Source organism: Exiguobacterium sp. (assembly GCF_020832205.1).
In the GTDB taxonomy this organism is placed as follows: domain Bacteria; phylum Bacillota; class Bacilli; order Exiguobacteriales; family Exiguobacteriaceae; genus Exiguobacterium.
In genome coordinates this window covers 67,876-88,534 of the sequence record NZ_JAFIFD010000042.1, presented here as the reverse complement: position 1 = coordinate 88,534, position 20,659 = coordinate 67,876, and the positions used below count along the sequence as shown (strand labels likewise).

21 protein-coding genes are annotated in these 20,659 nt (G+C 54.6%); 2 read left to right on the top strand and 19 right to left on the bottom strand.

All coding sequences use genetic code 11. The features are described 5' to 3' along the window. Positions 1-24: 24 nt before the first annotated feature. From JJU47_RS11475 to JJU47_RS11440, 8 genes are all read right to left on the bottom strand, one after another. Positions 25-603: an HD domain-containing protein gene (locus tag JJU47_RS11475; RefSeq protein ID WP_228619518.1), complete on the bottom strand. Its 579-nt coding sequence runs from the start codon at positions 601-603 to the stop codon at positions 25-27. Positions 604-605: 2 nt separating this feature from the next. Further along, positions 606-1,280 (bottom strand): metal-dependent hydrolase, encoded by a 675-nt coding sequence (locus JJU47_RS11470; RefSeq protein ID WP_029334813.1) that lies wholly within the window; start codon positions 1,278-1,280, stop codon positions 606-608. A gap of 39 nt (positions 1,281-1,319) precedes the next feature. Then, a complete protein-coding gene (locus JJU47_RS11465) occupies positions 1,320-2,042 on the bottom strand; it encodes an amino acid ABC transporter ATP-binding protein (protein WP_228619516.1) in 723 nt (240 codons plus the stop codon). Next, the gene (locus JJU47_RS11460; protein ID WP_029334811.1) at positions 2,039-2,698 is read right to left on the bottom strand and encodes an amino acid ABC transporter permease; all 660 of its coding nucleotides are present in this window, start codon (positions 2,696-2,698) and stop codon (positions 2,039-2,041) included. Before JJU47_RS11460 ends, JJU47_RS11465 begins: the two co-directional genes overlap by 4 nt. 56 nt (positions 2,699-2,754) lie before the next feature. Beyond that, the gene (locus JJU47_RS11455; RefSeq protein WP_029334810.1) at positions 2,755-3,546 is read right to left on the bottom strand and encodes a transporter substrate-binding domain-containing protein; all 792 of its coding nucleotides are present in this window, start codon (positions 3,544-3,546) and stop codon (positions 2,755-2,757) included. 183 nt (positions 3,547-3,729) lie between these two features. Next, the gene (locus JJU47_RS11450; protein WP_228619513.1) at positions 3,730-4,071 is read right to left on the bottom strand and encodes a DUF952 domain-containing protein; all 342 of its coding nucleotides are present in this window, start codon (positions 4,069-4,071) and stop codon (positions 3,730-3,732) included. A gap of 56 nt (positions 4,072-4,127) precedes the next feature. Continuing rightward, positions 4,128-4,556, bottom strand: coding sequence for a BrxA/BrxB family bacilliredoxin (locus JJU47_RS11445; RefSeq protein ID WP_228619511.1), 429 nt, complete (start codon positions 4,554-4,556; stop codon positions 4,128-4,130). Between the two features lie 34 nt (positions 4,557-4,590). Next, on the bottom strand, positions 4,591-5,775 hold the full coding sequence (locus JJU47_RS11440) for a class I SAM-dependent methyltransferase (RefSeq protein ID WP_409630264.1): 1,185 nt from the start codon (positions 5,773-5,775) through the stop codon (positions 4,591-4,593). 97 nt (positions 5,776-5,872) lie between these two features. Between JJU47_RS11440 and JJU47_RS11435 the strand changes: the two genes are divergently transcribed. Then, on the top strand, positions 5,873-6,646 hold the full coding sequence (locus tag JJU47_RS11435) for a sporulation protein (protein ID WP_228619506.1): 774 nt from the start codon (positions 5,873-5,875) through the stop codon (positions 6,644-6,646). A gap of 376 nt (positions 6,647-7,022) precedes the next feature. Here the strand turns inward: JJU47_RS11435 and JJU47_RS11430 are convergent, their stop codons facing one another. The 8 genes from JJU47_RS11430 to JJU47_RS11395 form a co-directional block, all read right to left on the bottom strand. Next, positions 7,023-8,336 (bottom strand): dihydrolipoamide acetyltransferase family protein, encoded by a 1,314-nt coding sequence (locus tag JJU47_RS11430; RefSeq protein WP_228619503.1) that lies wholly within the window; start codon positions 8,334-8,336, stop codon positions 7,023-7,025. Between the two features lie 11 nt (positions 8,337-8,347). Continuing rightward, positions 8,348-9,325 carry an alpha-ketoacid dehydrogenase subunit beta gene (locus JJU47_RS11425; protein WP_228619501.1) on the bottom strand — a complete coding sequence of 326 codons (978 nt, stop codon included), beginning with the start codon at positions 9,323-9,325 and terminating at the stop codon, positions 8,348-8,350. Beyond that, on the bottom strand, positions 9,325-10,323 hold the full coding sequence (locus JJU47_RS11420; protein ID WP_228619571.1) for a thiamine pyrophosphate-dependent dehydrogenase E1 component subunit alpha: 999 nt from the start codon (positions 10,321-10,323) through the stop codon (positions 9,325-9,327). The genes JJU47_RS11425 and JJU47_RS11420 overlap by 1 nt, the downstream gene beginning before the upstream one ends. A 22-nt stretch (positions 10,324-10,345) precedes the next feature. Next, positions 10,346-11,755 carry a dihydrolipoyl dehydrogenase gene (gene lpdA / locus JJU47_RS11415; RefSeq protein ID WP_228619498.1) on the bottom strand — a complete coding sequence of 470 codons (1,410 nt, stop codon included), beginning with the start codon at positions 11,753-11,755 and terminating at the stop codon, positions 10,346-10,348. After that, complete coding sequence (gene buk, locus JJU47_RS11410; protein WP_228619496.1) at positions 11,739-12,830, bottom strand: butyrate kinase; 1,092 nt, start codon at positions 12,828-12,830, stop codon at positions 11,739-11,741. Before buk ends, lpdA begins: the two co-directional genes overlap by 17 nt. Position 12,831: 1 nt before the next feature. Further along, complete coding sequence (locus JJU47_RS11405; RefSeq protein WP_228619494.1) at positions 12,832-13,953, bottom strand: Glu/Leu/Phe/Val family dehydrogenase; 1,122 nt, start codon at positions 13,951-13,953, stop codon at positions 12,832-12,834. Positions 13,954-13,976: 23 nt separating this feature from the next. Beyond that, positions 13,977-14,909 carry a phosphate butyryltransferase gene (gene yqiS, locus JJU47_RS11400; RefSeq protein ID WP_228619568.1) on the bottom strand — a complete coding sequence of 311 codons (933 nt, stop codon included), beginning with the start codon at positions 14,907-14,909 and terminating at the stop codon, positions 13,977-13,979. Positions 14,910-14,995: 86 nt separating this feature from the next. Then, a complete protein-coding gene (locus tag JJU47_RS11395) occupies positions 14,996-16,633 on the bottom strand; it encodes a sigma 54-interacting transcriptional regulator (RefSeq protein WP_228619492.1) in 1,638 nt (545 codons plus the stop codon). A gap of 130 nt (positions 16,634-16,763) precedes the next feature. On the opposite strand from JJU47_RS11395, the gene JJU47_RS11390 reads away from it, so the two are divergent. Next, positions 16,764-17,012 (top strand): DUF2627 family protein, encoded by a 249-nt coding sequence (locus JJU47_RS11390; RefSeq protein ID WP_228619490.1) that lies wholly within the window; start codon positions 16,764-16,766, stop codon positions 17,010-17,012. Between the two features lie 630 nt (positions 17,013-17,642). Here JJU47_RS11390 and spo0A read toward each other — a convergent pair. The 3 genes from spo0A to ahrC are packed head-to-tail and all read right to left on the bottom strand — an operon-like array spanning position 17,643 to position 20,535. Continuing rightward, entirely contained in the window at positions 17,643-18,374 is a 732-nt protein-coding gene (gene spo0A / locus JJU47_RS11385) for a sporulation transcription factor Spo0A (RefSeq protein WP_228619488.1), read from the bottom strand. Further along, positions 18,375-20,072 (bottom strand): DNA repair protein RecN, encoded by a 1,698-nt coding sequence (recN, locus tag JJU47_RS11380; protein WP_228619485.1) that lies wholly within the window; start codon positions 20,070-20,072, stop codon positions 18,375-18,377. It lies immediately after the preceding gene. 13 nt (positions 20,073-20,085) lie between these two features. Continuing rightward, complete coding sequence (ahrC, locus tag JJU47_RS11375) at positions 20,086-20,535, bottom strand: transcriptional regulator AhrC/ArgR (RefSeq protein ID WP_024371524.1); 450 nt, start codon at positions 20,533-20,535, stop codon at positions 20,086-20,088. Between the last annotated feature and the right edge of the window lie 124 nt (positions 20,536-20,659).

Below are 20,659 nucleotides of genomic sequence, written 5' to 3'. Positions count from 1 at the left end.
AGGAATCGATCTCCTCGGCCGTTTTCATATGTCTTCGCCCGTCCATTCCGCCTTGAACCGGTCGTGGAACGAGACGAGGAAAGCGTGGCGTTTGGCCGCGATTTGCTTCGCCCGGGGCGTATGCATCCTGTCCGCCAGTTTGAGCAACTTCTCATCGAAGTGAGCGAGCGCGCTCGCGTCCCCATACAGAGCGGTGCCGCGCGAACCCGCAAACTGAAATGTGCGGGCGATGCCGATCGCCCCGATCGCGTCGAGCCGGTCCGCATCTTGGATGATGGCACTTTCTAACGAAGACGGGTCGCACCCTTTCGAGAACGACGTCTCAGAAACGACGGTCATCACGTGCCGCCGTTGCAAAGCGGAGATGTCGAACGTCTCGAGATGACGCTCGACGAGACCGGACGGACGCCCGAGTTTCGCATCTTCCACATCGTGGAGAAGGGCAGACAGCGTCACGACGAGCGGGTCGACCGCTTCCCTTTCGGCAAGTGTCTCCGCGAGCCGCCGCACGCGTTCAAGGTGCGCGACATCATGGCCGGTGCGATCGTCAGCGTGGAGCGACCCGACGTAACGTTCGGTCGCCGCGACGGCTTCTTTTGACATAATCAAATCTCAATCGTGCTGTTCGGTTCGATCAGCAGCCCGCGTTGATGTAGTTGATCACAAAACGCACGTGCGTCTTGCTTGATCGGCGGGAACGTATCGAAATGGATTGGGACGACACGTTTCGCCTGTAGCCAATGGGCGGCATCTAGCGCATCTGCCGGTCCCATCGTGAAATTGTCACCGATCGGGAGGAAAGCGACATCAATTTCAAATCGTTCTCCGTATAACTTCATGTCCGAGAACAGCGCCGTGTCTCCAGCATGATAGACGGTGAGCGCGTTCGTCTCGACGATGAAACCGCCCGGCATGCCCATATAAACGGGGACGTCTCCCATGTCGAGACTCGAACTATGAAACGCCTGTGTCATCGTCACACGGCCGAACGGGAAGGAATGCCCGCCCCCGATGTTCATGCCGTGGACCGAATAACCTTTTTTCTCATAGTAGGTCGCGAGCTCATGGGTGGCCACGATCGTCGCCCCGGTCGTCTTCGCGATCAGCTCGACGTCTTCGATATGGTCGAAATGGGCGTGCGTCAACAAGATGTAGTCCGCTTTCACCGTCGCCGGATCGACGTCCGTATGCGGATTGCTCGTCAAAAACGGATCGATCAAGACGCTCGTCCCGTCGATGTCTAGTTGGACTGTCGCATGACCATAATACGTGATCTTCATGTGAATCCTCCCTTTCTCATGTCAGCTCGAACGTTTCAATCACAACACTTTTTCTAAGAATCGTTTCGCACGGTCGGTCTGCGGGTTGAGGAGCAGGTCGGCCGGCTTGCCTTCTTCCATCAAAATGCCTTCGTCGAGGAACAGGACGCGGTCGGCCACTTCACGGGCAAAGCCCATCTCGTGCGTGACGACGACCATCGTCATCCCTGTCTCAGCGAGCCCTTTCATGACGTCGAGTACTTCATTGACCATCTCAGGGTCGAGCGCTGACGTCGGTTCGTCGAACAACATGACGTTCGGTTCCATGGCGAGGGCCCGGGCGATGGCGACACGCTGTTTTTGCCCGCCCGACAGTTGACTTGGATAGGCGTTGATCTTTTCAGACAAACCGACCCGTTCGAGCAACTTCTTCGCCCGTTCGACTGCTTCAGTCTTACTGATTTTCAACACGTTGATCGGGGCGTACGTCAAGTTATCGAGTACGCTCATGTGCGGGAACAAATTGAACTGTTGGAACACCATCCCGATCTGTTGACGGGCTTTTGAGACGTTCGCTCCTTTTTTCGTTAATTCGTAACCGTCGACGGTCACCGTACCGCCCGTCGGAACTTCGAGCATATTGAGGCAACGAAGGAACGTCGATTTGCCTGAACCCGAAGGCCCGATGACAGCGACGACCTCCCCGCGCTCGATCGTCGTCGTAATTCCTTTCAACACTTCTAATTCACCGAACTGCTTGTATAAATCGTTAACTTGTATCATCTGCCATCACTCTTTCTAAGCCGTTTTTCAAGACGCTGACCAAAGTATGTCAACACCATTACTATCGTAAAGTATATCACACCCGCGAACAGGAGCGGTTCGAAGTAGATCGCCTTTTGCCCGCCGACGATTTGAGCCCGGCGCATAATATCCAGCACGCCGACCGTGGAAACGAGCGCCGACTCTTTCGTGAGCGTGATCATCTCGTTGACGAGTGCCGGGAGAATATTTTTGAACGCCTGCGGCAAGATGATCGACCGCAGTTGTTTGACATATGGGACACCGAGTGCGTCGGACGCTTCCCACTGTCCTTTGTCGACCGCTTGAATCCCGGCCCGGATAATCTCTGAGATATACGCTGCCGAGTTGAGTGAGAAAGCGATGACCGCCGATTGATACGGCGTCGTGATGAAACCTGTCAGTTGCGGCAAGCCGAAGTGAATGATGGCGAGCTGCAAAATGAGCGGCGTACCCCGGAATACGGCCGTATAGGCGTGACCGATAAAGTTGACGAACCGGTTCGGGATGATTTTGAACGTGGCGATGACGATCCCGAGCGTGATCCCGAACAATGCCGAGACGAGCACGACTTGAAACATGACCGGGATCCCTTCGAGAATATAAGGGATAGAATCATAAATCCGACTAAACTCCATTGTAAGTTCCTCCTAAAAAAGGCTGACTGATACATCCAGTCAGCCTCGTGCATGAATTATTCCGCCGGTGCGGCTTCTTCTTCGAACCATTTTTGAGCTAACTTCTCGATTTCGCCGCTCTCAATCAACTTGTTCAACTCTTCGTTGAATTGATTGCGGAGCTCATCGTCTTTACGGAAGGCTGCGGCCGAGCCGGCTTCTTCCTCATCAACGATTTCGAATGTCGAAAGTTCACTGTCTTGGTCGAGATATTTTTTCGCGACCGTATCTTCGATGACCATCGCATCGATGCGGCCCGTCTTGATTTCTTGAATGATCTCTGGAATTTTGTTCAAGGCGACGATTTCAGCGCCATCGATTTGGTCTTTGGCGATCCCTTCTTGAATCGAACCGAGCTGGACACCGACTTGCTTGCCGTTCAAGTCTTCAAGCGACTGGATGGCGTCCCCTTTTGACAAAATCAAGTTTTTCGCAGTGAAGTAGATGTCCGAGAAGTCGGCGTTTTCTTTCCGTTCTTCCGTCGGTGTCATCCCGGCCATGACGAAGTCGACGCGGCCGGCGTTCAACGCCCCGAGGAGGCTTCCGAAGTCCATATCTTCAATCTTTAATTCATATCCCATGTTTTCAGCGACTTGCTTGGCGATGTCGATATCAAATCCGACGATCTCATCCCCGTTCGCCGTATCGACGAACTCATACGGGAAGTAGTCCGCGCTCGTCCCCATGACGATGACTTTATCGTCTTCACTCCCTGAAGAAGAAGATCCTCCTTCGTTGACGTCGGCGCCGCATGCGGCCGAGAAGGCGGCGAGGCCCGCGATACATAATGCTAGAAAACCTTTTTTCATGATCATCGTTCCTTTCTCCAGTTGGATGAAATAATCAGAACATTAACAAAATTATGACATATATGTGAAAATGACTCAATCGCTTTTCGACTCATCACATGTCTGACTTGTTCTTCAACCACTATATACACATAATTATTACTTGTAAAGTATATTCATGCATAAAATATAAAAAAAATACGGTCACATCCGCTCGTAAGCGAAATAAGTGACCGTACCGTTATCGCGCGAGCCGTACGGTTGGACCCGTTTGACCGACGTGATGGGGATGGCGCTGTAGACGTGCGGGTAACGTTCGCCGTCCTCATCGAACTCGTAATGGAGAAGGCTTCCGAGACGAGCGACATGGAACGACACGAGGACGACCCGTTCGTCTCGATAGTGGCGTCGCACGAACTTTCCGATTTGTTGCGGCGTACAGCAACGGACGTACCCTTCCGTCTGAAGCGACGGCTCGTTGATTTCACCGCGTGACAAGGCGATCGTATATTCCGCCTCGCTCATGATTTTGACGACTGGTTCCATCGAATCGATCCTTTCTTAGCGAAAAGCGCAAAGGCGAAAGCCTCTGCGCTTCTTTCTTATGCGTAGTAAATGTCGAATAACGTCTGTAACTGATCGACGAGCTCTTCGGCTGTCGACGACTCGATCGTGCTCCGTTCGACCATCGTGACGATATTGCCGTCTTCAAGCAATGCGATCGAAGGTGATGACGGAGCGTATCCTTCAAAGTATTCACGGGCCCGGTCTGTCGCCTCACGGTCTTGTCCAGCAAAGACAGTGACGAAGTGATCCGGTTTCGTCCCTTCCATCTTGTTGACGTAAGCCGCAGCCGGACGGGCGATCCCGCCGGCACATCCACATACCGAGTTGACGAGAACGAGCGTCTTGCCTTCTTTTTTGAGGGCGGCGTCAACTTCTTCAGGCGTCGTCAATTCTGTATATCCTGCGGCGCGAACCTCATTGCGTGCTTGTTCGACTACATCTTGGAAGTATAATTGAAAATCCATATCGTTTCCCCTTTCGACTTGCGTCTGTACTTTCTCATTTTACGTCTTCTCGTGCGTTGAAAACAAGTCTATCGCTCAATTCACGCTCAAGGAACGGGTCGGCACCGAGCAACGCTTTGAACGCCAAGTAGCGGTCACGTTCTTCTATAGATGCTTCCCGATTCGTCAAAAAGGCCCGAATCAATATATTTTTCGGCGTATGTTCCATATCGATGAACTCGAGCAGTTGCGCCTCATAGCCGACGAACCCGAGCAGTTCGGCGCGAATCGAGTCGGTCGCGAGTGAGGCGAACCGCTCTTTAATGAGGCCGTGCTGCAACATGACGTCGAGCGCCGAGGCGTCGAGCTGGCGATTCAGCTCTTTTTGGCAACATGGTACGCTCAAGATGACTTTCGCCCCCCAACGGACGGCACGGGCGAGCGCCATGTCGGTCGCGACGTCACAAGCGTGGAGCGTGACAACCATATCGACCGCAGACTCACCTTCATATTCGTTGATGTCACCGACGAGAAACTCGAGCCGCTCATATCCTAAATCACGGGCGATGCCGGCACATTCCTCGATGACTTCCTTCTTCAAGTCGAGTCCGGTGATGTGGACGTCGTATCCTTTCATCTCATGCAAGAAATGGTAGAGGGCGAACGTGAGATACGATTTCCCCGATCCAAAATCGAGGATCCGAATCGTGCGGTCTGTCGGTAAATGTTTGATCGAGTCCTCGATAAACTCGAGGAAGCGATTGATTTGTTTGAACTTGTCATATTTTTGCCGTTTCACTTTCCCGTCTTCGGACTGGACGCCGAGACGAATCAAGAACGGGACCGGTTCATCGAGCGGCAACACGTATTGTTTCTCACGGTTGTGCGTCAGTTTCACTTGTTTGGCCGCTGTCTGTCGCTCTTTAAACACCACTTTGAACTTCTTCGAGAGCTGAAACTGAAGATCTGACAATTTCAACTGAAACTGTCCTTGCCGGAACGTCTCGAGCAACGATTCGAGCTCAGCGACTGCTTCGTCCGCAGGCAAATTTTTATGTTTCATCACGCGCTCATATTGGTACTCAAACTGTATATGGTACGCCTCTTTCAATAAGACCGGTTTCAGTTTGACGCGCCGGAGATCGCTTGATTTTTGGCGCGGTTGGCTGATCGTCGCCGTGACGAGTTGTTCGTTGTCGACGACTTCCTTCAAGCGCGCCACTAATTGTGTATAGTCCAATTCGTTCATTCCTTTTCACTAGTTTCGAAACTTTTTAATTCGTTCATCCGTACATACTATTACACGAAGCCGTGCAAACGTCAAAGGAGGAAGAACCATGTTCAAAAAACTACTCTCGTCGATCGGGGTCGGCGCCGCGACGGTCGATACACGTCTCGCCGACAGCCACTGTGAACCAGGCGGCACGTTAGAAGGCGTCGTCCACGTCAAAGGGGGAAACGTCGAGCAATCGGTCGACCGCATCTACATCTTCTTCAACACGCTATATAAACACGAAGTGAACGACAAGGCGACGTACTCGACGTTCACAATCGAGAAGATTTCATTAAACGAGGCCCCGTTCTTGATCGGACCGGACGAAGTGAAGGAAATCCCGTTCACGATCGATGTTCCGTTCAACACGCCCCTCTCGGTCAGCCAATCGAAGTCATGGATCGAGACCGGTCTCGACATCGCCCAGGCCGTCGACCCGAAAGACGAGGATGCGATCGTCGTCAAGCCGAACACGACGCAACAAGTCGTTCTCGATGCGTTGGACGCCATCGGTTTCCGCTTGAAAAAAGCCGACACCGAGATGTTGCCGGCACGACACCGTTCAGGCCGCCTGCCAATCGCCCAAGAGCTTGAATATTCACCGAACGGCACGCGCTTTGACCGCAAACTTGACGAAATCGAAGTCGTGTTGCTGCAGGATGAGTCAAGCCTCGACTTGCTCATTCAAGTCGACAAGAGCGTCCACAACCTCGGCAGCCTGTTCGCCGACTTGTCGGGTACGGACGAATCGACGCATCGGCTCAGCTATGGCAACGACGAACTTACGATCGACCACGTCCGTCGCGACGTCGAGTCGTTGATCGAGCGCTCCATTTAAACAGACAGCCTTGTCCTGCTGTCAGTCTATAGACGAACGAGATCGCATAACGCGACCTCGTTCGTCTTTTTTATGTATAAAGTACGAGCGTCTCTTCCTTTCCTGTTTTGAGCGATATGAAGTAAGGCCGGGCTTTTCTTTTCTAGTCGAGGCCTAAAAAAGAGAAATGGCCGCCAGAGGGGCGACCATTCGTATAGCTCGTCAACGGCGCCCCGACTCCTGCAGGAAAGCAATCCAACGGAGACCGAGCAGCGACGCGAGTCGCGATGCGGCTCCGGGATTGCCTGCGGAAAGCGTGGGCGCCGGAAGGACAAGCTAAACTCATTCTCTTTGGCAACGAGCTGACAGCCAATCGTGACCGTCTTTTCGATGCGTATCAGTACAGTGTGTACGTGTTCGGGTCGATCGCTTCGAGCGATTGCTTGATCGACTGCAAGAACTGACCGGCGACGAGCCCGTCGAGGACGCGGTGGTCGACCGACATGCACAAGTTGACGATATCCCGCGCCGCGAACATCCCGTTCACCCATACCGGGCGTTTGACGATCGATTCGACCGATAAAATCGCGGCTTGTGGATAGTTCAAAATCGGCGCTGATTGAATCGATCCAAACGCGCCTGTGTTGTTGATCGTGAACGTACCCCCTCGCATCTCATTCGCGCTCAGGCGGTTGGCACGGGCACGTGATGCGACGTCTTGGAGCGCGACGGCGAGTCCTTTGATATTCTTCTCGTCAGCGTGCTTTATGACCGGCACGTAAAGCGCATCGTTCGCCGCCACGGCGACCGACAGATGGATATCTTTATGCACTTTAATATGGTCGCCGGCCCACTCTGAGTTCATCATCGGATGCTGTTTCAAAGCTTCGACGGCCGCTTTCATAAAGAACGGCATGAACGTCAACTTGACGCCTTCACGATTGAAGAACTCCTCTTTCAGCTTGGCACGCGTCAAGACGAGGTTCGTCACATCGACTTCGATCATGAGCCATGCGTGCGGGGCTTCATGTTTCGAGCGGACCATGTTGTTGGCGATCGCTTGACGGACTCCTGCCGTCGGAATCAGCTCGACGCGGTCTGAAGACGGTTCACTCGATGTTGAAGCAGGGAGCGGCGCTTGGACTGGCTTCGCAGCTTCTGCCGGAACATCGAGCTTCACTTGCGTCATCGTTTCTTGAACCGGTGCTTGCGTCGCCGCTTCCGGTTTGACCGGACGTCCTTCCGACAAGTAGCGGAGGACGTCTTTCCGAGTGATACGCCCCCCGAGCCCTGAGCCATCGAGTTCATTCAAATCGATCTCGTTCTCGTTCGCCAAACGGATGACCGCAGGCGAGTAACGTCCGTTTCCGCTCTGTTTGCGCGGGGTCGATGCCGGCGCAGCCGATGCGACTTCGGCGACAGGGGATTGCACCGTTTCTTCGGAAGCTGCTTCAGGCGCTTCTTTCGACGCCCCTTCGACTTCCATCGTCAGCACTGGCGTTCCGACTGCGACCGTGTCCCCTTCCCCGATGAGAATTTCTTTGACGACACCGGCGCTCGTCGCCGGAATCTCCGCTGTCACTTTGTCCGTCATCACTTCCGCGAGCGGCTCATATTCTTCGACCCGGTCGCCCGGCTTGACGAGGAACGTCGTGATCGTCCCTTCTGTCACACTTTCACCGAGCTGCGGCATTTTAATCGTCTGTTCCATGAAGGCCCTCCTCAAAACGCAGCGAGCTGGCGTGCCCGCTCCGCGATTTTTTCAGGCGAGACGATGAAGAACTTCTCCATCGGCGGCGCATAAGGCATCGACGGCACGTCCGGACCTGCCAACCGTTCGATCGGCGCGTCGAGCTCGAACAGCGCCTTCTCGGCGATGATGGCCGCGACTTCACCGATGACGCTTCCTTCTTTGTTGTCCTCGGTGACGAGGAGCACTTTACCCGTCTTCTTGACGGCTTCGATAATGGAGGCTTGGTCGAGCGGGTAGACGGTGCGAAGGTCGAGAATGTGTGTGCTGATTCCTTCCGCCTCAAGTGTCTTCGCCGCTTCCTGCGCCATGTGGACGCAAAGTCCGTACGTGATGATCGTAATGTCGTCACCGTCTCGTTTGACGGCCGCTTTGCCGATCTCGACCGTGTAGTCTTCGGTCGGAAGTTCCGACTTCAATAACCGGTACGCACGCTTATGCTCGAAAAACAAGACAGGATCGTTCGACCGAATCGCCGCCTTGAGCAACCCTTTCGCATCGACCGGATCAGACGGGATGACGACTTTCAGCCCAGGTGTCGAGTTGAACATCGCCTCGACGGACTGCGAGTGATAGAGGGCGCCGTGAATGCCGCCGCCGAACGGGGCACGGATTACCATCGGGCACGTCCAGTCGTTGTTCGAGCGGTAACGAATCTTTGCCGCCTCCGACACGATCTGGTTGACGGCCGGCATGATGAAGTCGGCAAACTGCATCTCGGCAATCGGACGCATCCCGTACATGGCCGCCCCGATGCCGACCCCTGCGATCGCACTCTCCGCGAGCGGCGCGTCGATGACACGGTCTTCTCCGTACTTCTCAATCAATCCTTGCGTGGCGCGGAATACGCCGCCGCGCACCCCGACGTCTTCGCCGAGCACGAAGACGTTCTCGTCACGTTCCATCTCTTCATGAATCGCTTCATTGATCGCTTCAATAAACGTTTTCATCAGTTATCCCCCTCGTACACGTGATCCATCGTCGATTCCGGTGACGCGTAAGGTGCTTTGTCCGCGTACGCCGTCGCCTCGTTCACTTCTGTATCAACGCTCGATTCGATGGACGCGAGTTCTTCTTCTGTCGCGACGCCATCTTCGATTAAACGCGCACGGAACAGTTGGTTCCCGTCCCGATGTTTCAAATCGGCCAACTCTTCGACCGAACGATACGCTTTGTCGTCGTCATCAGACGAATGCGGGACGAGACGCTCGACTTCCGCTTCAATCAACGTCGGTCCTTCACCGCGTAAAGCACGGGCCCGCGCCTCTTTCACGGCCGCATAGACGGCAATCGGGTCGGTCCCGTCGACCGTCACACCCGGCATGCCGTATCCTTTCGCCCGGTCCGAGACCCGCTCACAGGCGAGCTGTTTTGAGAGCGGGACGGAGATGGCATATTTGTTGTTCTCGCAGAATAAAATGACCGGCAGTTTGTGGACACCGGCAAAGTTGGCGCCTTCGTGGAAGTCGCCTTGGTTCGAGGATCCTTCCCCGAACGAGACGAACGTCACGAGCTCTTCTTTTTTCAGCTTCGCGGCCAATGCGACGCCGACCGCGTGCGGCACTTGCGTCGTGACCGGCGACGATCCTGTCACGATCCGATGTTGTTTCGAACCGAAGTGACCAGGCATTTGCCGTCCCCCTGAGTTCGGATCTTCCGCTTTTGCGAACGCCGACAACATCAAATCACGGGCCGTCTGGCCGAAATGCAGGACGACGGCGACATCGCGATAGTACGGGAGGATATAGTCCGTCCCTTTCTCGAGGGCGAACGCCGCCCCGACTTGGGCCGCCTCTTGTCCTTGACATGAGACGACGAACGGAATTTTACCGGCCCGGTTCAACTTCCACATCCGTTCATCAATTTTACGAGCCCGCACCATCGTCTCGAACATCGCCATCAAGTCTTGTTTCGAGAGACCGAGCTCTTCATATGAATTCACTGTCATTTGTTCCATTTCCGTTTCCTCCTTAGGCGTGAATCGGTAAGCCGTCTACGGCGAGTGCCGCTTCTTGGAAAGCCTCGCTCAGTGCCGGGTGTGGATGGACGAGTTGTCCCATCTCCCATGCCGTCGCGTTCAAGACGAGGGCGAGCCCGCCTTCTGTGATCAACTCCGTCGCTTTCGGACCGACGATGTGAACCCCGAGAAGGTCGTCGGTCTCTTTGTCGGAGACGAGTTTGACGAACCCGTCCGCCTGACCTTCGATCCGGGCTTTACCGAGTCCGTTGAAGCGGTAAGTGCCTGTTTTGACGTCACGTCCGGATGCTTTCGCCGCTTCTTCCGTCAATCCAACCGATGCCACTTCCGGCACACCGTACACGCAGCGTGGAATCAAGTTGTAGTCGAGCGGGGTCGGTTCGTGACCGAGGATCGTCTCGACCGCCTTGACCCCTTCGGCAGAGGCGACGTGGGCGAGTTGGAGTTTGCCGATGCAGTCACCGATCGCAAAGATGTGGCGTTCTTTCGTTCGATACTGTTCATCGACTTGAATGACACCGTTCTCGACGACGATCGACGTGTTTTGCAAACCGAGGTGTTCCGTGTTGGCGACACGCCCGACGGAGACGAGGACACAATCGACCGAGATCGTCTCTTCCCCGACTTTCAGTTCGACCGCGTCTTTTGAAACGCTCGTCTGTTCCGGGTCGACCGTCACATTTTTCTTCACACGGACGCCACGTTTTTTGAGCAAGCGTTCGACTTCTCGTGAGACGGCTTTGTCCTCGAGCGGGAGAAGCCGTTCCCCGACTTCGATCAACGTCACGTCGACGTCAAGGTCGATGAGCATCGAGGCCCATTCGACACCGATGACACCTCCGCCTACGATGGCGATGGCTTTCGGCAACTGTTCAAACTGGAGTAAGTCGTCAGAGTTCAAGATGCGTTCATGGTCGAACGGCAAGCCGGGCAGTTCACGCGGAATCGATCCTGTCGCGATGATCAACTGGTTTGGCAAGAGCAGTTCGGATTCGCCTGATTCGTCCTCGACGGCGACCGTGCCTGGTTGCGGAGAGAATATGCTCGGCCCGAGAATCGAGGCTTTCCCGCGAAACACTTCGATCTTCCCATGCTTCATCAAATGCTCGATACCTTTCTCGAGTCCTGCCACGAGTTCACGTTTGAACGTTTGGGCCCGTCCAAGGTTGAACGAGACGGTCCCTGTTTCGACGCCATACATCTCTCCGTGTTTAGCCGTCTGGTAGACGTGCGCCGCCTTCAACAGTGCTTTCGTCGGGATGCACCCTTTATGTAGGCATGTCCCTCCGAGCTTGGATGCTTCCACGATCGCTACTTGTTTTCCGGCTTGGGCCGCCTTGATCGCGGCCACGTATCCGCCAGGACCGCCGCCGATGACGACGATGTCAAATTCTCGTGCCATGTGTATCCCCCTCATAGTGTCGAACTGTTTCTTGTTGGCCGATGACGCGGAGTGCTCCTTCGGCGAGCGCTTTCAGTTCATCTTCGCCAGGATAGACGTGAACTGGCGCCAAGTAACTGACCCGCTGTTTAATGTAGTCGGTCAACCATTCTGAATAAGCGATGCCGCCTGTCAACAGAATGGCATCAACTTGTCCCGAGAGCGTGGCACCGTGCTTGGCAATTTCTTGAGCGACCCGGTACGCCATCGTTTCATAAAGACGGGATGCCTGTTCATCACCGCCGGTCATCCGCTCTTCGATCTCGATGGCGTCATACGTGCCGAGATGGGCGTAGAGCCCTCCGCGTCCGACGATTTTCTGTTTCATCTCCGATTCTTTATACCTGGTACTATAACATAGTTCTACTACCTGTCCAACTGGAATCGAGCCGGCCCGTTCTGGAGCGAGCGGCCCGTCTCCGTCGAGTCCATTGTTCACATCGATGACTTGTCCTTTTTCATGCGCCCCGACGGTGATGCCGCCCCCGAGATGGGCGATGATCAAGTTCAAATCCGTGTAATCGCTTCCATTTTCAGCCGCGAACCGCTTCCCGACCGCTTTTTGGTTCAAGGCGTGGAAAATGCTGCGTCGATTGATTTCCGGCATCCCCGTCGGTCGGGCGACCGGTTGGAGCTCGTCGACAACGACCGGGTCCACGATAAAATTCGGTACTTGAAATAATTCACCGAGCCGATATGCGATCAGTCCCCCTAAGTTCGAGGCGTGGACACCGAAGCGTCCGCTCGCTAAATCTTCACGCATCTGGGCGTTGACGGCGTACGTGCCCGAAGGCATCGGGGCGAGCAGTCCGCCCCGACCGACGATGGCTGACAACGACTCGCCCGCGATATTTGATTCGGTCAACAAGTCGCGCACTTCTTGCTCCCGATAAGGCAGTTGTTCCGGAAGTGACAATCCTGTGACGTCTTGTCCGTGCCGCACCGTTTTCGTCAACATCTCGTCGGCCCCGTCGAACAGACCGACTTTTGTCGACGTCGAGCCTGGATTGATGGCGAGGATGAGTTGTCGTGACATCTTATCGCCCACCTAGCAAGCTTTTTTCAACTTTCAAGAACTGGCTGCGCGACCGGGACATCATCGCGATCCGCTCTTCGGCCATCTTCTCGGCGGCGACGTGCGTCGGCACCCCGTCACGCTCGGCGATCTCGAAGACACGCAACATGTTGTCATAGATGAGTTCGACTTTCTTCATGGCGCGTTCGCGGTTGTAACCTTCGAGTTCGTCGGCCACGTTGATGACGCCGCCGGCATTGATGACGAAGTCCGGCGCGTACAAGATGCCCCGGTCTTCTAGCACGTCACCGTGGCGGTCTTCCGCGAGCTGGTTGTTCGCCGCTCCGGCGACGATCTGTGCTTTCAGTTGCGGGATCGTCGAGTCATTGATGACTGCGCCGAGGGCACACGGTGCGAAAATATCGCAATCGACCGCGTAAATCTCGTCCGGTTTGACGACCGTTGCCCCAAAGTCCGTCTCGGCCCGTTTGAGCGCTTCTTCGTTAATATCCGTCACGACCAAGTGTGCCCCTTCCTCGTGCAAATGGCGGCACAAGTTATAAGCGACGTTACCGACTCCTTGGACGGCGACTGTCTTGCCGGCGAGTGAGTCCGACCCAAACTTCCATTTCGCCGCCGCCTTCATCCCGCGATATACCCCGTATGCTGTCACCGGGGACGGGTTGCCGCTCGAACCGAACGCCGGACTGACACCGGTGACATAGTCTGTCTCCATATGGATGAAATCCATGTCCGCCACCGATGTGTTGACGTCTTCAGCCGTGATATAGCGACCGCTCAGTGATTGGACGTAACGACCGAACGCACGGAAGAGCGCCTCTGACTTGTCCGTCTTGGCGTTGCCGATAATGACCGCCTTCCCGCCTCCGAGGTTGAGTCCGGCAGCGGCATTTTTATACGTCATGCCTTTGGCGAGACGCAGGACGTCCGTGAGCGCCGCCTCTTCTGACTCGTAATTCCACATCCGCAGTCCCCCGAGTGCTGGTCCTAGCGTCGTATCATGGATCGCGATGATCGCCTTCAAGCCCGACGCTTGATCTTGGCAAAATACGATCTGTTCGTAGTCTTCTGCCTGCAATACGTCAAAAATGCGAAAGCGTGGTTCCATGTTAGTCTCCATCATTGATAATTCCTCCTAGGAAATGTTTAGTTTTTGGCATGTAACAATGCGAAAGCGAGCGAATATAGTTTTGCCTCGGCCGTGTCGGCCCGGCTCGTCAATACGACCGGTGCACTCGCACCGACGACGATTGCCGCGACACTTGCCTCGGCGAAGTACATGATTGACTTATAAAGGACGTTGCCGACCTCTATGTATGGGACGAGCAGTAAGTCGGCTTGTCCGGCAACGTCACTGTCAATTCCTTTTTGCTTGGCAGCGGCCATGTCGACAGCATTGTCGAGAGCGAGCGGCCCGTCGACGACACACCCTTTGATTTGTCCGCGCCGGTTCATTTGGGTCAGGAGCGCGGCATCCGTCGTCGCGGCCATTTGTGGATTGACGACTTCGACGGCCCCAATCGCGGCCACTTTCGGCAACTCGTAACCGATGTCTCGCATCGCTCCGACCGCGTTATGAATGATTTCGACTTTCTCCTCGAGTGACGGCGCGATGTGGATCGCTGCGTCGGTCACACCGATGAGACGGTCTCGGTTCGGGATTTGGAACAAGGCGACGTGACTGAGCGTGCGGCTCGTCCGGAGACCCGACTCCCGGCTGAGCACCGCCTTCATGAACGTCGACGTCGCGACCATTCCTTTCATGAGCACATCCGCCTCCCCGTTACGGACGGCCATCGTCGCCCGTTTGGCGATCTCGGCCTCCCCTTTCACGTGGAGGATGTCGATATCCGTCTCGGCGATCGCCTCGGCATCACAGAGACGCTTGATTTCTCGAGCATCCCCGATCAAGATGAAACGTGACAGGCCGTGGTCGGTCGCGAGCTTGACCGCTCGAATCACTTCCACGTCCGCCGCCCCGGCGATGGAGACGGTACATCCCTCCAGTTGTGTCGCCTTCGCGAGCATCTGTTCAAAATTCATATGTGTCCCCCCTAACGATGCTTCACTTACTAATATGCAAGTTTGTTTCCATTATTGAAAGCGCTTCATCACGACGTTCACCATGTATTTTTCTTCACGTCATGTAATTAATTGCATGCATATTATTGCATACGCTCAAGTTTATTATACAACGTCCGAATCGAGATGTGTAAGCGTCGTGCCGCTTCCGACTTATTGCCGTCCGCTTCGGCGATGGCGCGTTCAATCAAATCTCGCTCGTATCGGGCGACGGCATCTTGAAGGGAGAGCGCCTCAGCCGCTCGCGCCGTCGTGACGCGAGGCGACAATTGGAGGTGATGCGGTGCGATTTCTTGTTCCGTGCTCGCCATATAGATCATCGCCCGGCCGAGCACGTTCTCAAGCTCCCGCACGTTCCCTTTCCAATGCTGGGTCTTGAGCAGTTCGACCGCCTCCGCCTCGATGCCGCGGACGCTGCGACCATACTCTTGGTTCAGTTTCCGGATGATGCGTTCGGATAGGGGCTCGATTTCTTCGAGCCGGTCACGGAGCGGCGGGATGTAAATCGGCATCCGGTTGATTCGATAATATAAGTCTTCCCGGAACGTCCCGTCAGCGACTTTTTGTTCGAGGTCCGCGTTCGTGGCCGCGATGATTCGGACGTCGACCGGAATGGCGTTCGTCCCGCCGACACGGACGATCTCATGCTCCTGGAGAACTCGGAGCAGCTTGACTTGCACGTCGAGCGGCAACTCCCCGATCTCGTCTAAAAACAATGAGCCGCCGTCCGCTTCCTCAAAGTATCCGACTTTCCCGCCTCGCTTCGCTCCGCTGAACGCCCCGTCCTCATAACCGAACAACTCGCTCTCTAACAACGTCGGTGAGATGGCCGCGCAGTTGACACGGACAAACTTCTTATACTTGCGAGGCGATTCGCCATGAATCGCGTGGGCGAACAGCTCTTTCCCGGTACCGGATTCCCCGCGAATGAGCACCGTCACCGGTGTGAGTGCGGCCAGACGCGCCTGTTCGATGACGAAACGCATCGCTTCGCTCGTCGCGATGATGTCGGCGAACTGGTACTTCGCCTCCAAGTTGCGGATCCGCGTCTTTGCTTCTTGCAGTTCGTCACGGAGCGCCCTGATCTGGGAGACGTCGCGAATGACCCCGACCGACCCGCGCAATTTTCCCTCGACGATGATCGGCTCGGCGTTGACGAGGATGTCGCGCCGTGTCGCGCCGATTTGCATGCGGATGTCCCGCACGCCTTTGCCTGTAGACAGCACTTTCAAATGAACGCTCTCTTGCATGCCGATGTCGGCCGTCGCCGGTTTGTCGACGACGTCTTCTTTTTTAAACCCGGTCAGTCGCGTGTAAGACGGGTTGATCAAAATCGTGTTCCCGTTATGATCGGCCACTGAGATCGCTTCGCTCGTGCAGTCGATGATCGCTTCGAGCATTTGCTGGTTTTGCTTTAAGCGCTCGACGACGACCCGGATGAACTCGCCCGGTAAGACGACCGCCTCCGTGAAGTGGTTCCTCAGTTCATGGAACGTCTCGGATTTCCCCGTCGTCTCGATGACGAAATCAATTTTCTTATCGGCACAGACGCGCCAGTCCCCGGCGACTTCGATCCCCCGTCCCCGTGCGAGTTTCAACCCTTCGGCATTTGCGTCCGAATCGACGACGGCGACGACCGTGACGAGCGGCGAATCGAGGAGCATCTTCAGCACCTCGGTGCCGCCTCTTCCCGCACCGACAATGAGCAGACGTTTATTCATTCATCATTCCCCCATTTCTGTATCTGCATTCATGCTACTGAAACGAGCCGGCTTTCGCAACCATCTGAAAAAGACCGTGTCGGCCTTCTCGTTTTCTGGTAAAATAATGAGTGGAAAAGGAGGAGATTTTATGCGTGTCATCGCGCTTCTGATCCTAATCGTCCCCGGCCTACTCGGTGTTTACGGCATTAAACTGTTACGTGACAGTTTCTTCTTGAAGACGAGCGCCCCGTTCTCTTGGATCGAGTCGGTCGCTGCCGCGTCGATGCTCCAAGGGACGTTCGGATTGTTGATCGCCATGGGCGGAATCGGTTTCGTCGCAGGCTACATCTTCAACCGAGACAAGAAAACAGGCAAAGTACCTCGAATAGACTCATAATGAAAATTCGGTGCACACAAAAAAAAGGTTCCCTAACTTGACTTCATTTCAAGTGCGGAACCTTTTTATTCATATTGAATTGTGATCACTACGGATGATCTCCTCTCCTACTTGCTATACTACTCGTGACATGATGACCAACGGTCTTCTTAATGAAGAAGTTTGAAAGAAACTAGTAACTGCCGTCTTGCGTGAACGGAAACGTACCCATTCGAGTTACTAACGTAAATTCATCGGGTCATGTCAAACCATCCATCGTGAAGTCGAACGCTTGCCATAAACTGTTCAACGGTTGACAACACTCCTTTTGGTCAACTGAACGATTCGTTTTCCCTGGCGCGGTCCCTAGCTTCGAACCGTGACCAGAACCGTCTCGCGAATGAGCGAACGTCGCGACCTCTCGTCGGGACGTTGTGACGATTTGAGATGTCGTTCCCACCTCTGAGCCATTGACGGATGGCGAACCGAGATGATTTCTTGCTCTACCCTGTTCCGGAACAGACTAGAAAGCGCTCATCTGACGCTCGTCCAAGTAACTTGGTACACCTTTATTATAACAAGTAACGAGAAAATTGCAAGCGCTTTCCTTCACAATGTAAAAGAAAATCAGGGGTGCCCCTGATTCCCTCATTATTGATGCTTGAACGATTGGTACGTAACGAAATAAGAAATAAATTCTGAGTTTTTCGGACTGCGCTCGCGTTCCGGGCGTCCATTGAACATTTCATGATCACGCATGCCGTTCTCCCACGCCGTCTTGATGGCATGACGCATCGCCCGCTCGACACGAGACGACGTCGTCTCATGTTCTTTGGCGATCATCGGGTACAGCTCTTTCGTGATCAGACCGAGCAATTCTTGGCGTTCCCGGACGTAAATGACCGCTTGACGGATATACTTGAATCCTTTGATGCGCGGCGAGATGCCGAGCTGTTGCAACAAGAGCGAAATGTCGAGTTCTTCCGGCGACATCGCTTCGAACTCACGGTTCGAGCCGGCAGCGAGTTCCCGGATTTTGGCGATCAATTGTTGGATGTTGAACGGTTTGACGAGAAAGTAGGAAGCACCGAGTTGAACGGCTTGCTTCGTGACTTCGTCTTTCCCGAACGCGCTGAGCATGATGACTTCCGGCTTCGCCTTGTCCATTTCGTCCTGGAGCCGTTCGAGCACCCCGATGCCGTCGAGATGAGGCATGATGATGTCTAGCAACAACACGTCTGGTTGGTGTGTCTTGACGACGTCTAAGCACGCCTCGCCGTCAAAGGCAGTCCCGACGACCTTCAAATCGGTCTCGGTCTCTAGTTGGCGGGTCAACAAATCGACGATTTCTCGATTGTCGTCCGCGATGCATAATGTAATCAATTAAGACACTCCTTCGATGAACTTCCGTTTTAGTTGGAGGGACATATCGAGCAGTTCCTCCACATGCTGCTTCGTCAACTCCGTCATTTGCGCCCCGGCAATCATCCGGCCGAGTTCGTCGATGCGCTCAGACCGGTCGAGCGTGCTGACGTTCGTCTTCGTGCGCTCGTCGGTCTCTGACTTCGTGATATACAAATGCTGGTCGGCCATTGCGGCCACTTGCGCCAAATGCGTGATACAGAGCACTTGTGAGCCGACCGACAGACGGAAAATCTTCTCGCCCATCGCTTGCGCGACGCGGCCGGATACACCCGTATCGACTTCATCAAAGATGATTGAGGCGACTCCGACCGTCCGTGAAAAGATCGATTTCAAGGCGAGCATGACTCGTGACAATTCTCCACCCGAGGCAACTTTCGCCAGTGGCTTGAACGGCTCACCGACGTTCGTCATCATGTAAAACTCGACTTGGTCAAGTCCGTCCGCCCTGTATCCGCTCTCTTTGAAACGGACTTCAAACCGCGTCTTTTCCATATACAGTTCCTGCAACTCACGATGAATCGCTTCCTCAAGACCAGTGGCGGCACGCTTCCGGGCCGCCGAGAGGGCGAGTCCCGTCTCGCGTACGCTCGTCTCGAGCGTTGCGAGCCGGTCGGTTAGTTCTTGAAGATGTTCTTCCCGATTCGTCATCGATTTTAACTCGTCCGCCACTTTTTCACCGTAGGCGATGACTTCATCGATTGTCGCCCCGTATTTCCGTTTCAACTGTTGGAACAAAGCGAGGCGCGTCTCGATCTCGTCGAGACGGACCGGATCGAACTCGAGCGAATCGAGCTGGTCCCTGAGCTGAAATTTGGCGTCTTCCAACATGAAGTAAGCATTTGAGATCGTCTCACTCATCGGCTGCAGCGAAGACGATAACGTCGACGCCTCTTCCATCTCCCGCATCGCCATGCCGATTTGGTCGAGACCTCTCGACTCGTCGGCGACGGCCTCGTACGACAGACGGACGTGTTGGTGAATCCGTTCAAAGTTCGCGAGTTCATCCCGCTCTTCCGTGAGCGCTTGCTCTTCCCCGATATTCAGTGCCGCCGCCTCGATCTCATTCGTTTGAAACGCCAACAAGTCCATCCGTTGCGCCAACTCTTGTTCGCTTTGGCTGAGCCGTTTCAATTCGGTCGCGACGGCGTTGTAAGCGGCGTACGCTTGCCGGTACTGTTCAAGGAGCGGCGTCACTTCAGCCTCGGCAAAGTTATCCAAAATGCCGAGATGATATTCGGCGTCCATCAAATGTTGATGCTCATGTTGCCCGTGGATGTCGACGAGAAGACGCCCTAGCTCTCGCAACGTCGAGAGCGGCATCATCTTTCCGTTGACGCGACAGACACTTTTACCGCTGCTATGTAGATCACGGCGCAAGATGACCGTCCCTTCCTCGATGTCGATGCCGTACTGTTGCGCCGCCTCAAGAATCGGGTGTCCGGCTTCGACGATGAACAGTCCCTCGATCTCCGCCTTGTCTTGACCGTAGCGGACGAACTCGCTCGAGCCTCGTCCACCGACGAGAAGGCCGATCGCGTCGAGCAAAATCGACTTCCCGGCGCCCGTTTCCCCGGTAAGCACCGTCATCCCTCGATTGAATCCGATGTTCAACTCATCGATGATCGCAAATTGTTTGATCGACAGTTCTGCTAACATACGTTCATTCACCTCATAACATTCCGAGTAGTCGTTCGATGATTTGCTTCGCTTGCCGCTCATCGCGGGCGATCATCAAGATCGTATCGTCCCCACATACCGTGCCGATCAATTCGTCCCACGACAAGTGGTCGATCAAGACGCCGATCGCATCGGCATTGCCAGGCAACACTTTCATGACGACCAAGTTTTGGGCCGAGTCGACCGAGACGAAGCTGTCCCCCAAGATCCGCTTCATCTTTCCGTACGGATTGAAGCGTTGGTCGGCTGGGAGACTGTATTTATACCGTCCGTCGTTGAGCGGTACTTTCACGAGATGCAGTTCTTTAATGTCTCGCGACACGGTCGCCTGCGTCACCGGATATCCGGCGCGATGCAGTTCGTCCACGAGTTCATCTTGCGTCTCGACCTCACGATTTGTGACAATCTCACGAATTTTAATCAAGCGCTGTCCTTTGTTCATCCTCGCTGACACCTCTTTTTCCGTTTCACATACTCATGTTCATTCTAAAGTATTGTCGAAAAAAGGTCTAGCTTTCGAAAGATGAATTCAATCATCCTGTCCTTCGTTCGTCTATCAAAAAACC